This is a genomic window from Pseudomonas sp. QLc11A (assembly GCF_052112305.1).
GTDB classification, from domain to species: Bacteria; Pseudomonadota; Gammaproteobacteria; order Pseudomonadales; family Pseudomonadaceae; genus Aquipseudomonas; species Aquipseudomonas laurylsulfatiphila.
In genome coordinates, this window is sequence record NZ_JAVAJJ010000004.1 from 89,720 (window position 1) to 103,611 (window position 13,892).

14 protein-coding genes, 1 tRNA gene and 1 pseudogene are annotated in these 13,892 nt (G+C 57.8%); 7 read left to right on the forward strand and 9 right to left on the reverse strand.

Features of this window, described 5'->3' with window-relative positions; genetic code table 11:
* The first annotated feature begins 4 nt into the window (after positions 1–4).
* From fos to Q8X48_RS07975, 5 genes are all read left to right on the forward strand, one after another.
* Positions 5–421 (forward strand): fosfomycin resistance glutathione transferase, encoded by a 417-nt coding sequence (fos, locus tag Q8X48_RS07955; protein ID WP_407800564.1) that lies wholly within the window; start codon positions 5–7, stop codon positions 419–421.
* Between the two features lie 64 nt (positions 422–485).
* Entirely contained in the window at positions 486–1,124 is a 639-nt protein-coding gene (locus tag Q8X48_RS07960) for a LysE family translocator (RefSeq protein ID WP_407800563.1), read from the forward strand.
* 79 nt (positions 1,125–1,203) lie between these two features.
* Positions 1,204–2,556 (forward strand): sensor domain-containing protein, encoded by a 1,353-nt coding sequence (locus Q8X48_RS07965; protein ID WP_407800562.1) that lies wholly within the window; start codon positions 1,204–1,206, stop codon positions 2,554–2,556.
* 118 nt (positions 2,557–2,674) lie between these two features.
* Positions 2,675–2,833: a KGG domain-containing protein gene (locus tag Q8X48_RS07970; protein WP_007976786.1), complete on the forward strand. Its 159-nt coding sequence runs from the start codon at positions 2,675–2,677 to the stop codon at positions 2,831–2,833.
* 73 nt (positions 2,834–2,906) lie between these two features.
* The gene (locus Q8X48_RS07975; protein WP_126049816.1) at positions 2,907–3,410 is read left to right on the forward strand and encodes a DUF4142 domain-containing protein; all 504 of its coding nucleotides are present in this window, start codon (positions 2,907–2,909) and stop codon (positions 3,408–3,410) included.
* 3 nt (positions 3,411–3,413) lie between these two features.
* On the opposite strand, the gene Q8X48_RS07980 is transcribed toward Q8X48_RS07975, so the two are convergent.
* Complete coding sequence (locus tag Q8X48_RS07980; protein ID WP_126049818.1) at positions 3,414–3,824, reverse strand: low affinity iron permease family protein; 411 nt, start codon at positions 3,822–3,824, stop codon at positions 3,414–3,416.
* A gap of 212 nt (positions 3,825–4,036) precedes the next feature.
* On the opposite strand from Q8X48_RS07980, the gene Q8X48_RS07985 reads away from it, so the two are divergent.
* Together Q8X48_RS07985 and tam are read left to right on the forward strand one after the other, a co-directional pair.
* Complete coding sequence (locus Q8X48_RS07985; RefSeq protein WP_126049820.1) at positions 4,037–5,122, forward strand: type I restriction endonuclease; 1,086 nt, start codon at positions 4,037–4,039, stop codon at positions 5,120–5,122.
* A 169-nt stretch (positions 5,123–5,291) separates the two neighbouring features.
* A complete protein-coding gene (tam, locus tag Q8X48_RS07990; RefSeq protein ID WP_407800561.1) occupies positions 5,292–6,062 on the forward strand; it encodes a trans-aconitate 2-methyltransferase in 771 nt (256 codons plus the stop codon).
* A 408-nt stretch (positions 6,063–6,470) separates the two neighbouring features.
* Here tam and Q8X48_RS07995 read toward each other — a convergent pair whose 3' ends face one another.
* The 8 genes and pseudogenes from Q8X48_RS07995 to Q8X48_RS08030 all read right to left on the reverse strand — a co-directional run bounded on the left by Q8X48_RS07995 (position 6,471) and on the right by Q8X48_RS08030 (position 13,809).
* Entirely contained in the window at positions 6,471–7,199 is a 729-nt protein-coding gene (locus tag Q8X48_RS07995; protein ID WP_407800560.1) for a class I SAM-dependent methyltransferase, read from the reverse strand.
* Between the two features lie 175 nt (positions 7,200–7,374).
* A pseudogene (locus Q8X48_RS08000) lies at positions 7,375–7,643 on the reverse strand (short-chain dehydrogenase).
* A gap of 434 nt (positions 7,644–8,077) precedes the next feature.
* Positions 8,078–9,598: a Fic family protein gene (locus Q8X48_RS08005; protein ID WP_407800559.1), complete on the reverse strand. Its 1,521-nt coding sequence runs from the start codon at positions 9,596–9,598 to the stop codon at positions 8,078–8,080.
* Between the two features lie 335 nt (positions 9,599–9,933).
* Positions 9,934–10,007 (reverse strand) — tRNA-Gly (locus tag Q8X48_RS08010).
* A gap of 180 nt (positions 10,008–10,187) precedes the next feature.
* Entirely contained in the window at positions 10,188–11,072 is an 885-nt protein-coding gene (locus Q8X48_RS08015; RefSeq protein WP_095966260.1) for an alpha/beta fold hydrolase, read from the reverse strand.
* A gap of 312 nt (positions 11,073–11,384) precedes the next feature.
* Positions 11,385–12,077 carry a pseudouridine synthase gene (locus Q8X48_RS08020; RefSeq protein ID WP_407800558.1) on the reverse strand — a complete coding sequence of 231 codons (693 nt, stop codon included), beginning with the start codon at positions 12,075–12,077 and terminating at the stop codon, positions 11,385–11,387.
* Between the two features lie 33 nt (positions 12,078–12,110).
* Entirely contained in the window at positions 12,111–12,329 is a 219-nt protein-coding gene (locus Q8X48_RS08025) for a cysteine-rich CWC family protein (protein WP_007979840.1), read from the reverse strand.
* Positions 12,316–13,809 carry a sensor domain-containing diguanylate cyclase gene (locus Q8X48_RS08030; RefSeq protein ID WP_407800557.1) on the reverse strand — a complete coding sequence of 498 codons (1,494 nt, stop codon included), beginning with the start codon at positions 13,807–13,809 and terminating at the stop codon, positions 12,316–12,318. The genes Q8X48_RS08025 and Q8X48_RS08030 overlap by 14 nt, the downstream gene beginning before the upstream one ends.
* Positions 13,810–13,892: the final 83 nt, after the last annotated feature.

Consider the following 13,892-nt stretch of genomic DNA (forward strand, 5'->3'; position numbering starts at 1 on the left):
CCCCATGCTCACAGGCCTCAACCACCTGACCTTCGCCGTCACCGACCTGAACCGCAGCGTGGCGTTCTACCAGAACCTCCTGCAACTGCACCTCGACGCCACTTGGGATACCGGCGCCTACCTGTCGCTGCCGGGGTTGTGGTTGTGCCTCTCCCTAGACCCGTTACGCGATCCCGAGCCCGCCGCCGACTACACCCATTACGCTTTCAGCCTCGATGCGGCGGATTTTCCGCGTTTCGTCGAGCGCCTGCGATCCGCCCGGGTGCAGGAGTGGCGCGACAACCGCAGCGAGGGCGCATCGTTCTACTTCCTCGACCCGGATGGCCACAAGCTGGAAGCCCATGTAGGTGATCTGGCTTCGCGGCTGACGGCCTGCCGGCAGCGGCCGTATGCGGGGATGAAGTTCTTCGACGATCTGTAAGTCGATGTTGCGGGGCCTGATATAGACTGGCCACCATTCACCCAGCAGTACAAAAGGACGCCCCATGACCCCATCGCTACTAATGGCCGTGCTTGCCTCGGGATTTATCTACGGCATCACCCCGGGACCGGGCGTGCTGGCGGTGTTCGGCATTGGCGCAGCCCATGGGCGACGGGCCGGGGCGGGGTTTCTGTGCGGGCATTTACTCGGCGATGTGGTGTGGTGCAGCACCGCGTTGATCGCGATTGTCGGTGCGCGGGAGATCGGCAGCACCGCGTTCGACGTGCTGGGTGTGCTCAGCGGCCTGTACCTGTTCTGGCTCGGCTGGCGTGCGGTGCGCGCCAGGCGCAGCAATGGCGATGCGCCACAGGGTCCGGCGCGGCAGCCGTTCTGGCATGGCATTCTGTTCGGCCTGACCAATCCCAAGGCTTATCCGGTGGCGGTGGCGACATTCACGGCGCTGTTGTCGAGCCGCGCGGAACTGCTCAACTGGTCAATGCTGCCAGCACTGATCGGTCTGAGCTTTGTCGGTGGATTGCTCGCCTACGCTATCCTCATCGGCATCGTTGGGGCTCGGCGGGTGCGCACTTTGTATCAACGTCATGAACTGGCGATCACCCGGTTGTGCGGGGTAATGTTCATCGGCTTTGCCATCAACGCGCTGGTCCATGCGTTGCCGGGGCTGATGCCGAACAAGGCTTGAATGTGATCACAAGGAAGCAAGGCCGACCGGGCAGGGATGATTGATGAGCGCTGCATTATCGGGACACCCACGCTGAACCATGGAAAACCGTAATTCCGCGCCACTGGCGAGCTATATCGATCTGTTGCTGGACGCCGTTTGTGCAGTGGACAAGCAGGGCCGCTTCGTCTTTGTCAGTGCGGCGTGCGAGCGCATTTTCGGCTACTGCGCCGATGAAATGATCGGTCAATTGATGATCGACATGGTGCACCCCGCAGATCGCTTGCGTACCCTTGATGCCGCCCGGGAAATCATGGGCGGCGAGCCCAAGCTCAACTTCGAAAACCGCTACCTGCGCAAGGATGGCCAGGTGGTGCACATCCTCTGGTCGGCACGTTGGTCCGAGGTCGACCAGTTGCGCATTGCCGTGGCACGCGACATCACCGAACGCAAGCAGGCCGAATCCCGGCAGGCCGCGTTGTATGCGATATCCGAAGCGGCCCACGCGGCGGAGGATCTGCTGGCGTTGTTCAGGCGCATCCACATGATCATCGGCGAGTGGCTGCCGGCGCTGAATTTTTCCGTGGCGCTGTACGACGAGCATTGTGCGCAGCTGAATTTCCCTTATCACGTCGATGACCAGGAGCCGCAACCCGAACTGCCCGGGACCATGACCGGGCGGGTGTGCACCGAAGTGATCCGCACGGGGCAGCCGATCCTTTTGACCCCGAACCCGAACCCGTGCACGCCGCCTGCCGGCTTCGAAGCGCTGATGACCGGGCAGAACGCACCCTGCTGGCTGGGTGTGCCGCTGAACTCGCAGAACGGCACCATCGGCGCGTTGATCGTCAAAAGCGTTCCGGGCGGCGAGCGCTACACCGAGCAGGACAAGGAGTTGCTGCAGTACGTCTGCGCCCAGGTCGCGACGGCCATCGAGCGCAAGCAGTTGCACGCCCGCCTGCAACATTTGGCCCAGTACGACCAACTGACTCAGTTACCCAACCGTGAACTGTTGCGCGACCGCCTCAAGGCGTCACTGCAATTGGCCCGCATGGACGGCGGGCGCATGGCCCTGTTGTACGTCGACCTCGACCGCTTCAAGCAAGTCAATGACACCCATGGCCATGCGGTCGGCGACATGCTGCTGCAATCGGTGGCCAACCGGCTCAAGGGCTGTGTGCGGGAAACCGACACCGTGGCCCGCATTGGCGGTGATGAATTCGTGGTGTTGCTGCACAGCATTCATGCCGCAGACGATACCGACATCGTGGTTGGAAAAATCCGTCAGGTCCTGGCCCGGCCCCTGCGTCTGGACGGGCACAACCTGAGCATCCATCCAAGCATCGGCGTCGCCCGATACCCCGATCACGGCACCGAAGAGAAGCAGTTGTTCCGGCATGCCGACGAGGCGATGTACTGCGCCAAACGTGAGCATCACCTACGAATGGTCTGATAGTCCGTACACCGTTCGTCGTGCTATCCACGCATTTTTCTAAACCTTTTGCGACGCGCAAATTCAGATTCTATGCGGGCGCCAGCTCGCCGCGACTATCACCAAGAGGAAGAGAATCATGCCTAATTCAAGAAACTCGAACTCGGGAAACTTCGCCAACGATCGAACGAAGGCGTCTGAAGCCGGTCGCAAGGGTGGGAAAACCACCACCACGACTGTCGATAAAGAACCTGCGAAACCCGATATGGGCCGCAAACCCGGACAGAAATCCAAGTAATGGATGCAGGTGGTTTTGATTGAGAAGCGGGAGCGCAAGCTCCCGTTTGAATTTGAAAAAGGAGGGCGCGACCATGAAACGGATGGCCACCCGATTATGTAATGCCAGTATTGCCACGTTACTGGGCCTGTTTGCCAGCAACGTCTTCGCCCAATCCCCTGCCGAATTCATCGACGATGCGTCGGCCCAAGGCATGGCCGATATCGAGGCCAGTCGCCTGGCACACCAGAAGTCCGAGTCCAAAGAGGTCAAGGACTACACCATCGTCGTCATCAACGACCGCACCACGGCGAACCAGCACCTGGCGAAAATCGCCAGACAACTGGATTTACCGGTAGCGCCGCGCGAAGAAATTGTCGAAAAGGCCAAAGCCCTGATGCCACAAGTCATGGACGGGGCAACCTTCGATGAGGCCTATACGGCCAGCCAGGTGAAGACCACGCAGCAAGCCATCGAACGGTTGCAGCAGGAAGCGCAGACCACCGACGTGCCGCAAATCAAGGCGTTCGCCGAAGAAACCCTGCCAAAACTGCAAAATCATCTGCAAATGGCCAAGGCCCTGCAAGCCAGAAGCTGATCATCAGCAATTATTCAGGTTTTGCTGACCTTTTTCCTGGACGACGGTGCCGTCCAGGTCAATGGTCAGGCCTTCGCCGAGGCTGCGGTAGTGCTTCCTCAGCTTCTCCAGCTCCTTGAGGTCCAGCGCTTCAAGCCCGAGCATCGCGTTCTGCGCCTCTTTCGTCACCCTAAGCAACTCATCGACCTTCAAATGCAAAATGTCCGTGTCACGGTTCTGTGTGTTCTGGATCAGGAACACCATCAGAAACGTGATGATGGTGGTCGAGGTATTGATGATCAGCTGCCACGTATCGTTGAAATCAAAAATCGGCCCGCTCAGCCCCCACAGAAAGATCAGAGTGATCGCTCCCAGGAACGTCTTGGGGCTACCGGCCCAGAGGGCGAGTTTCTGCGCGATTTTTGCGAACTTCATGACCGTGTTCCTTATAGGGAGGACGCCTGAATTTGTGACCGCGGCAGTGGGGCGAAAATTCGGTTGGAGTTGCAACCCATTGAAGCGGGGGAGTGGGCAAGATCTGATCTCTCGGTGGGAATCTTCCTTTGTGTAGGTTTGTGTCTAGTATCAATGGCAGTCAATTTGCCAGCATGTGTTCATACGGATCGAAACCGGAAAAGAGGCTACTCATGGAATTCTTCGAAAAGTTAGCAAGTCTCGCTGCCAAAGTTCGTTTGCAGAGCTCTGCCATTCAAACGGAGGAAGCGACCAAGAATGCTTTTGTCATGCCCTTTATCAGTACGGTACTGGGCTACGACGTTTTCGATCCGACGGAAGTGACACCTGAATTCGTTTGCGATATTGGAACGAAAAAAGGCGAGAAAATTGACTACGCAATCATGAAGGCTGGCGAGGTTCAGATCCTCATTGAGTGCAAAAAAATTGGTGAGCCGCTGCACATCAATCACGCCTCCCAGCTGTTCCGCTACTTCCATGTCACCAGCGCTCGAATCTCCATTCTCACCAATGGTCAGGTCTATAAATTTTTCACTGACCTGGACGCACCCAACAAAATGGACGAGAAGCCGTTTCTCGAACTCGACCTGCTGGATATCGACGAGTATTCCGTCCCAGAACTGGTGAAACTCACCAAATCTGCATTCGATGTGGAGTCAATCATCAGCGCAGCAGGTGAGTTGAAGTACGTCAGCCAAATCAAAAAGGTGATTGCATCCCAGGTCAGCAAGCCTGACGACGATTTTGTGAAAGTGTTTGCTTCGCGGGTTTACGACGGGGTGATTACTCAGAAGGTCCGTGAGCAGTTCCATGAGCTGACGAGAAAGGCTGTGGTGCAGTTTCTCAATGACCAAATCAATGACAGGCTAAAGTCGGCTATGAGTGGTGCCATCCAGCCTGCGCTGGCCTCTTTACCAGCCGCTACTGGTGACTCTGAACAGACAGATGTTCGAGATGAGTCAGAGGACAAGGTTCTGACGACATTGGAAGAACTGGAGGGCTATCACATCGTCCGGGCCGTGGTTCGGTCGGTTGTTGATGCCAAGCGGATTGTTCAGCGCGACACACAGAGTTACTTTGGCATCCTGCTCGATGACAACAACCGTAAACCGATCTGCCGACTGCACTTCAACCGATCGCAGAAATATATCGGCATATTTGACGAAGAGAAGAATGAAACCCGGCATGCAATCAATTCCGTCGATGACATTTACGAGTACTCCGATCATTTGAAGAAAACTGTCGGGTATTACGATTAAGGCCCGTATCAAATAAAAAAAGCCGGCTAATCACGCCGGTTTTTTTTTGACATGCTTAGCGAAGATTCCCACCAAAAGTGGAATGGAGCAGTGTTTGTCAGTCGAGGTATCGTAGCGATCCGGTTGCTGGCCTCGACCAGGACAACGCACCGACAGGAGAGAAAACGCAATGAGTTGGTCCGCCAAACAGTACGTCGCTTTTGAAGATGAACGCACCCGTCCCGCCCGTGACTTGCTGGCGGCCATCCCCGTCGGGGATGTGCGTTCGGCCATCGATATCGGTTGTGGTCCCGGTAACTCCACCGAGTTGCTGGTCGAGCGTTTTGCCAACGCCACCGTCCGAGGCCTGGACAGTTCGTCCGACATGATCGAGGCCGCACGCAAGCGCTTGCCGCAGGTGCAGTTCGACATCGCCGATATCGACACCTGGAACGACGCAGGCCCCTTCGATGTGATTTTCGCCAACGCTGTATTGCAGTGGGTTCCGGATCACGCAAGCTTGCTGCCGTCGCTGGTGAGCAAGCTTGCGCCCGCAGGCAGCCTGGCCGTCCAGATGCCTGACAACCTCAATGAGCACTCGCACCGTTTGATGCGTGAGGTCGCCGCTGATGGTCCATGGGTCGGCAAACTGGCAGGCGCAGCCGGGCAGCGGACCGAGATGGCCGATGCCAGTGGTTATTACTCGATACTCAAGGCCTGTTGCTCGCGCGTCGATGTGTGGCGCACCACCTACCATCATCCGCTCGCGGGCGGCGCGTCTGGCGTGGTGGAGTGGTTCAAGGGCAGTGGCTTGCGGCCGTTTCTGGAACCGCTGGACGAGGCGGAGCGGGCGCAGTATCTGAAGCAATACCAGGCGGCAATCGAGCGGGCGTATCCGGCCTTGGCCGATGGGTCGGTGCTGTTGCCGTTCCCGCGACTGTTTATCGTCGCGACTCGCTGATGCGAAAAAGGGACAGTTGATGAGTATCTTCCGTCCCTTTTTCAGGCTCTTCATGTATTCCCGGGATACATGGATAGCGCAATACCTGTGGGAGCTGGCTTGCCAGCGAAGGACTCGAGTGCGCCGCGTTTATCCAGTTCGCCCGCGTTATCGTTGACGACCATCGCCAGCAGGCTGGCTCCTACTTTTTTTTCGAGCGTCGGGCGCTCAAGTATTCAAAAGCAAATGAGGCAAAGCCGAACAACCCGATCAAAGAAATGATCATGATTCCCAACTCTGAATTGTGCATGTCGATCTCGGGGTGAAGGATGAGCCGGGAGAATAAGGGATCTGTTTCCGGGCTCAACGCCGCGCTACGGTTTCTTTATTCCCGTGCCGGGATCTATACGCAAAAGATACGCGCGTGGCTCAGCGCTGAACGCCGACCAACATCATCATCGGCCGCTCGCGCTCTTCGGCCAGCGCCGGTTGCGCCGCCACCTCGGCATCGCTCGGCCCCCATTCGTTGACATGGCGAATGCTGAAACCCGCTGCAATCAGCAGGTTGAGCAAGGTGCCAATGGTGCGATGCTGCTTGATCACACCCTCGGCCAGCCAGTTGGTCACGCGCTCGCCTTCACGCTGATAACCGTCCACCGGCCAACGCTTGTGGCCCTCGGCATCGATGATCCAGCCAGGATTACGTGGTGCCATGAAGATCGGGTGCTCGATGGAAAACACGAACGGCGAACCTGGCTTGAGCGCCGCGTGGACATTGGCGAACAACCCCGGCAAGTCCTTGATGTAGTGCAGTGCGAGGGAGCTGTAGGCTAGATCGAAACCGCCAGCCGGCAGATCGAGGGCTTCCAGGTCGGCGCGCTCATAACGGATGTTTGATGCGGCGGTGGTTTTGCGCGCCTGCTCCAGCATCTTTTCCGAAACATCCAGCCCGAGCACGCTGTCAGCGCCTTGCCCACTGGCCCAACGGCAAAACCAGCCGTAACCGCAACCGAGATCCACCACCTTCAAGCCCTGCATGGGCGGCAGCATGGCCCTCAGTGCCGGCCATTCCGGCGCGGCATCGAGACCGCCGATGGAGCGGGCCATCTGGCTGTAGCCATGGAAGAACTGAGGGTCGTCGTAGATGTTTTGGGTCATGTTCGGGTTGCTCTGTTGAAGTGTTCACATGATAAGTGAAGGCACCTGTGGCGAGGGAGCTTGCTCCCGTTGGGTCGCGAAGCGACCCCGAACAGGGACTGCTGCGCAGTCCAACGGGACGGTGCGGCGATCCGACAAGCTCCCTCGCCACAACAGCATGCCGCCCGGTGCAATCTTAGGACGGCTCTGCATCCATACGTCGAGCGATCACATCTAGCACATCGCAACCATCGCGCAACGGCACGCAGCAGAGCAATGCGAAGTCGCTCAGCACCAAGGTGTCAGAGGTCAGGTCGCCGCGCATTGCGAGGTTTTCGAGGAGTTGCGTTACCGCTCGGATGCGGTAACTGGCGGTGCTGAGAGTGAGTGCAGAGGTTGTGTGGTGTTGACGAACAGCGAGGGGAGGTCGTCGGCGTTGCTGGTTAAAGCCATGTATTCTTTCATGAGTGATTCCTTGAATTGAGGTGAACCACCACTCAGTGTCGCCAAACAAAGGGTGGTAGCTGTACGCAGGTTGGCGAACCGGGACAAGGCAAACCGGTAGACCCAAAGGTCTCCCACGCACAGCCACCATAAACAGGTAGCCAAGTGCGTTCAGAAACGCTCCGAGATGGCTCGGAGGTTTCTATGCTTTGCCATCGAGTCGCCAAACCCGATACGCCATTTGGGCGCGGTCGGACTATAGGGCTCATGACAAAGGCACAGCAATGCGCAAGTGTACGGACAATTCCCAGTGTCGTGTAGGACGTTGCTTTTTAAAGCGTTGTCTTCGTCCATGCCTTTAAAATGGGCCGTTCGCACTGATGATTGCCTCATTTCCACCCACAAAAAACCGGTCACATCGGACCGGTATTTTTGTGTATTCATATCTCCCGCACTCAACTCTCAAATGCTGAACGCACTGCATTCACAACACGTTGCGCCATGCCTTCATCTTCAAGCAACGGGTATCCTTTCTTCAGCTTTCCGGACACCACCCAGCCGTTCTCCTTGATCGAACGGATGATCCGGTTCGCATCCTGATCCGGCATTTCGAACACTTCTTTGAGTTGTTCCTGCGCTCGCTGAAAGATCATTAAAACGCGTGCTTCATCCGCCATCTCCGTACGAATCGTGTGCTCGACGACGCGAGCGGTGTACAGGACGTGTTCGGTCAGGTCTGGGTAGCGCCAGGCAAAGCCTGCGTCTTTGTATTCATCGAAGATGAAATTGCTGTGAGTTCCGTCCTCATAGGTCACGAGTTCGCCAAACCGATAGGCCGCCGCGTAACGGCGCATAAACGGTCGTGAAAACACCTCGAGCGTACGGTCGTAGCCTGCCCTGAAATCGATCGAACTGGTGATAGTGGCTGAGACGGGCAGGATCACTCCGTCGGGCACTGCCTTGTCCCTGATCAAGGTGTCGTTGATCAGGAAGCGATGAATCCGGCCATTGCCGTCACGCATGGGATGGATGTACACGAAGCCGAATGCAAGCACTGCGGCGCGTGCCACGGACTCGGCACCCCGCGTTGCGATCTCGAACTCGTTGAGGCCTTCCAGTAGAGGGGCAAGTTCTTCAAAGTGCGGGGCAATGTAATGCACGATGTCCTCGCGCATTGTGGCCTGACCTACAAATACCGGGGAGCGCCGCAAGCCGAGCCCAATGGCATCTCGCCCCAGAATGCCGGCTTGCAGGGAACGCAGGCTGTCATTGCTCAATGGGGCTTCGATATGGCCGCAGTGCTGGGCAATGACATGCGCAAAACGCTGGATGCGATCAGCCTGGTCGGCCTCTTTTTCGATGAGAAAGCTGGCTCGTGACTCCTTGAACGTCAACCAACTGGCCGTACGCATCAAGATATCGGCACCAAAGGTTCGATCCAACTCCTTCAACGCCGCGCCGAGATCGAATTGCAGAGCCTCTTTGACTGCCGTCGTACGACGAACCAAAGGGCAAAAACCGGGTGTACCGGGCAGGTTGTTTTTGACTCGCCAACGTCGAACTCGTGGTGCTTCACTACGGGTGAGGTAGTCCTGCGCAGAAAGTGCATCGACATAGCCACCGTTGGTTACGTCTGGCACATCCAGACTTTGCCCTGTCAGCCATTCGTAGAGAAACCCTGTGCGGCGAGCATATTGGCCAAAAGGCTCTCGCCGGCACCAGGCTTCGACAGGGTCGGGGCCGGTCTTTGCAAACAAGCGAGCAAAGAATTCGAGATGGATTTCTTCGTACTTGAGGCCGAATTCGAAATGCCCTGAGAAATCGTCGGCAGGCCGGTAGCTCGGGGGATACTGATTCTGCGTATGCCCGCTGCTTTCGCGACGGACACGTGTCGTGCCAATCGTCGATTCGACGCGCAGTGGCTGTGCCAGAACGATGTCGTACTGGTTTGCGAGTGCCTTTAAACCGACCTGCATTCACGAAATCCTTATTGACGCGATAAAAACGCTAACAAATAACTAATCTTACGCGAAAACGTTAATTTCTCGGGGCGTGAAAGGGCTAACGGTCACCGAAATTCGCTAACAAATCACCATTATGCGAAAAAAACGCTAACGGGACTTTTATAGTAGCCGCTTCTGCACAGGAGCGCTTTGCGTATGGGGGGCGCCGGGTAAGTTCGGATGAGGAGGAGTCCCTATACCAGCGAGTCCCCCCCAAATCGCGGGCATAAAAAAAACGGCCATCAAGACCGGTTTTTTGTCTCTGCATCCCCCGTCAAAACCACCCTGACGTGAGACTAATATTCGATTGGAGCGGGTGAAGGGAATCGAACCCTCGTTATCAGCTTGGGAAGCTGGAGTAATGCCATTATACGACACCCGCTCAGAGCGCTGACTTTGTACCAGATACGGCCGGCGATTTGAAGTTTTTCTTTACGTGGGGCGGGTTTATCGCGATGTACCGACAAGGCGTGGGGCGCATGGCGGTCGATCGCGGGCAAGCCTGGCGTCTGCAGAATAGGTTTGATTCAGCAGGGCGGGGCTTGCTCGCGATGACTCTATTTCAGATTGCCAATGCATGGTGGTCCTGGACGTAGTGGTAACGCGGTCGGCTATCGTGCTGGGCCGGTTTCAGGAATCCCATCAGTGCGTTGCGGCTGTCTCGGCAGGCGGCTTTGTGCTCCATGTCGAGAAAGTGGCCGGTGGCCTGAAGGGTCGTGAAGGTGGCGTGTTGCACGTGGTTGGCGAACAACCGTGCGCCATCGGCGGCGGTGTATTCGTCCCATTCGCCGTTCATGAACAGCACCGGCACGTTGATTTTTTCCGCCGCTTTGAAAAAGCATTGGCGATCGCTGTGCAGCAGGTCGCTGATGTGGAAGTGCATCTGCCCGTATTCATGATCGGCCAGGCTGCTGACGTGCCGATAGTTGAAGCGCTTGAACAGGGTCGGCAGGTGTTTGCCGATGGTGCTGTTCACCAGGTTGCCGACGCGGTCGCCATCCCGGCTGCCGAGGTAATCGACGCCGCGCTCAAGGTAGTCGAGCATGTGCGCGTTGATCTCCGGGGAGAACGAGCTGATCACGGCTTTTTCGATGCGTCGTGGCCGTTGGGCCAAGGCGACCAGGGTCGCGGCGCCACCCCAGGAAAACGACAGCACGTGTTCGGCGGCGAAGTGGTCGATCAGCTCCAGGAGGATCTGCCCTTCGACTTCCTTGGTCAGCAATTTCTCGTGCAGGTTGTGGGCTTTTGACCGGCCCGCATAGGGCTGGTCGTAGCAGACGACGTTGAACTGCGGATGGAGGTTTTTCACGGTTTGTGCAAACGACGCAGTCGTGGCCATCGAGCCGTTGACCAGGATAATGGTCTTCTCTGCGGCGTCTGCGCGATAGAACTCCGTGTAAACCCGATACTGACCCTGTATATCCAACACAGCGATTTCTGGCCTCATGTCATAAGACTCCTGGCAAGCGGGTATGCGCGCAATAGAGATTGCACGAGCTTTGTGACAGGTAGGCATACGCCTGGAATTTGAGAGGCCCATGTCGATCCATTGCAGTCCGGTCGACGGGTATTGTTATTGGCGGGCAGTCTGCCGGGTGAGGCCGGAACCCTTGGGTTCCTACCGGCAAAAAGTTTCTTAGAAGTATGGGGTGACTCATCGGTCACATTTCGGCCGACGTCCTGATTCAAGCAGGGGTCACGTCATCGCGCAAGTGCCTTTGGTAAATTGTTCGACAACTTCTGCTGAGCGGTCGCAGGCTTAGATCAATCCGATCTCTTCAGCGCTCAGTGGGCGGTATTCGCCCGGTTTCAACGTATCGTCGAGCGCCAGCGGGCCCATGCGCTCGCGGTGCAGGCGCATCACCTTGTTGTTGAAGTGGCCGAACATGCGCTTGACCTGGTGATACCGGCCTTCGACGATGCTCAGGCGCGCGCATTTCGGCCCGAGCAGCTCCAGCCCGGCGGGTTGCGTGGTGAGGTCTTCGAAGGCGAAGTACAGCCCCTGGCTGAACTTGATCGCGTATTCGGGGCCGATCTCCTGTTCGGTTTCGACGTAGTAGACCTTGGGCAGTTTGGTCTGCGGTTGGGTCAGGCGCCGCGACCAGCTGCCGTCGTTGGTGATCAGCATCAGGCCGGTGGTGTTGAAGTCCAGGCGTCCGGCGATGTGCAGCTCGTCCTTGTCCGGCTCATGGATCAAATCGAGCACGGTCGGGTGCTGCGGATCCCGGGTGGCGCTGACGCATCCGGCGGGTTTGTGCAGCATGAAATGGCGCAGGGGTTTACCGACTTGCAGCACGTCGCTGTCGACTTCGACGCGGCTGAACTCGCGGACTTCGCTGTGCGGGTCGCTGACGACTTTTCCGTCGATCCTGACGCGTTTTTCCACCAGCAACAGGCGCACCTGCTTACGGTTGAAGCACGGCAGGTTGCTGAGGAATCGGTCGACACGCATGACTAAGGATCAGTGAAGAAAGGGGCGCGCATCTTACTTGATCGACTCGGACGCTGCTTGCAACTGCGCCTCGACCTCGGCGCAGCGCGGGCACAGGCACGAGGCATTGCGCAGTTGCGCCGGCAGCGCCTGGAGCACGGCCGGGTCGATGCTGACGCCGTAGCACCAGCAGGCGCGGTCGGCGGTTCGCGGGTCGGCCAGGGTGCAGTCGTTGGGTGCGCCGCAGGCGGGGCAGAGGTCAGGCTGGTTCATGGATCGAGTGAGACATTTCCGCGCAGGTTCGGTTACGGCCACTTTGCTTGGCCCGGTACATCGCATGATCCGCCCGTGACAGCAGGGTGTGCAAGGTGTCATCGGGCTGCAGGGTGGTCAGGCCGATGCTGACGGTCACTCGCAAGATCTGGCCGTTGTAGGTGTAGCTCTGTTGCTCCACGTACCGACGAATTTTCTCGGCGATTATCAGACCGGTCTGACCATCGGTGTCCTTGAGCAGCACGATGAACTCTTCACCGCCCCAGCGGCAGACGATGTCGGAGTGCCGCAGGCAGCTTTTCAGATCCTGGGCAAAGCCATTCAATACCTGATCGCCGGCCAGGTGGCCATAGGTGTCGTTCAACACCTTGAAGCGGTCGAGGTCCAGCAGCAAGGCAGTCAGCGGTTTGGGCTCGCGCCGGGCTTCGTGCATGGCCTGTATGGCCAGCAGGTCGAAGCCGCGACGGTTGGGCAGTTCGGTCAGGCTGTCGAGGGTGGCCTGAGCCTGGATCTTGTCCTGAAGGCGCTTGATGACCTGGTTGAGCAGGACCAGCACGATCAGCGTGACCAGCAAGCAGATCAGCAGGTTGAGGTACAGCGACTGGCGGATTTCACCCAGGGCGCTGTCCTCGCGTTTGTCGACGAACAGGTACCAGTTCAGTTCCGGGATGAACCGCACATTGAGGAAATGCCCCTGGCCGTGCACGGAATATTCGTAGCTGCCGCTGTGGGGTTTGGGCAGCCGACTGACCAGGTCCTTCATGCCGTCCAGTTCACCGAGTTTCTGCCCGATGCGCGCACCCTGCGGACCGCCTTCGGCGCCTGTCAGCACGAGGCGTCCGAAGTTGTCGACGAAATATACGCTGCGCTGATAACGCTGCTGGTACTTGTCGATCAGCTTGATCACGGCGTCGACGGTCAGGCCAACGCCGGCCGCGCCGATGAACCGGTCGTTGTAGTCGTGCACTTTGTAGTTGATGAAAAAGGTCAGGTTGTCCTTGTTGGCGAGGTCTGGGTCGACGTTGATCTCGTACGGATCCTTCATGTCCCGCACGCGGAAATACCAGGCGTCGCGGGGCTCGGTGGCCTTGACCTGCTTGAGCACACCCTTGGCGTGGTAGTAAGTCAGGCTGGTGTTGGAGACGAAGAACGCGGTGTAGGCGCCGTAGTGGGTCATGACTTCGTTGAGGTAACGGGTCATCTGGTCGGAATCCTTCTCGCCATTGACCACCCAGTCGCGCATGAAGGTGTCGCGGGCCATCATCGAAGAGATCAGGATCGGCCTGACCAGGTCTTTCTGGATTTCCGAGTAGACCGTGTCCGACGTCAGCGGCAGTTCGGTGTTGACGATGTTGTCGCGGATCGAAGCACGGGAGGCGTAGTAACTGAGAAAGGAGGTAGCGAGGAAGCCTGCGCCCAGCAATGCGACCAGCGTGAGCACCAACGAGCGTTGAGAGTACAGCGGCGAGCGAAGCGGCATGGCAGTTCCATTGGCAGTCATCCGATGGCAGGCATTCTAAGGGTACTGCCGGGAAATAACTGCTCCATGTGCGCTGCGAATGG

Bases quoted from the DNA above. Each gene is read 5' to 3' on its own strand.
- Q8X48_RS08005 (WP_407800559.1), bottom strand. From the start codon at position 9,598: ATGCAGGTCGGTTTAAAGGCACTCGCAAACCAGTACGACATCGTTCTG.
- Q8X48_RS07970 (WP_007976786.1), top strand. From the start codon at position 2,675: ATGCCTAATTCAAGAAACTCGAACTCGGGAAACTTCGCCAACGATCGA.
- Q8X48_RS07975 (WP_126049816.1), top strand. From the start codon at position 2,907: ATGAAACGGATGGCCACCCGATTATGTAATGCCAGTATTGCCACGTTA.
- Q8X48_RS08020 (WP_407800558.1), bottom strand. From the start codon at position 12,077: ATGCGTGTCGACCGATTCCTCAGCAACCTGCCGTGCTTCAACCGTAAG.
- tam (WP_407800561.1), top strand. From the start codon at position 5,292: ATGAGTTGGTCCGCCAAACAGTACGTCGCTTTTGAAGATGAACGCACC.
- Q8X48_RS07985 (WP_126049820.1), top strand. From the start codon at position 4,037: ATGGAATTCTTCGAAAAGTTAGCAAGTCTCGCTGCCAAAGTTCGTTTG.
- Q8X48_RS08030 (WP_407800557.1), bottom strand. From the start codon at position 13,809: ATGCCGCTTCGCTCGCCGCTGTACTCTCAACGCTCGTTGGTGCTCACG.
- Q8X48_RS07965 (WP_407800562.1), top strand. From the start codon at position 1,204: ATGGAAAACCGTAATTCCGCGCCACTGGCGAGCTATATCGATCTGTTG.
- Q8X48_RS07995 (WP_407800560.1), bottom strand. From the start codon at position 7,199: ATGACCCAAAACATCTACGACGACCCTCAGTTCTTCCATGGCTACAGC.
- Q8X48_RS08015 (WP_095966260.1), bottom strand. From the start codon at position 11,072: ATGAGGCCAGAAATCGCTGTGTTGGATATACAGGGTCAGTATCGGGTT.
- Q8X48_RS07980 (WP_126049818.1), bottom strand. From the start codon at position 3,824: ATGAAGTTCGCAAAAATCGCGCAGAAACTCGCCCTCTGGGCCGGTAGC.
- Q8X48_RS07960 (WP_407800563.1), top strand. From the start codon at position 486: ATGACCCCATCGCTACTAATGGCCGTGCTTGCCTCGGGATTTATCTAC.
- Q8X48_RS08025 (WP_007979840.1), bottom strand. From the start codon at position 12,329: ATGAACCAGCCTGACCTCTGCCCCGCCTGCGGCGCACCCAACGACTGC.
- fos (WP_407800564.1), top strand. From the start codon at position 5: ATGCTCACAGGCCTCAACCACCTGACCTTCGCCGTCACCGACCTGAAC.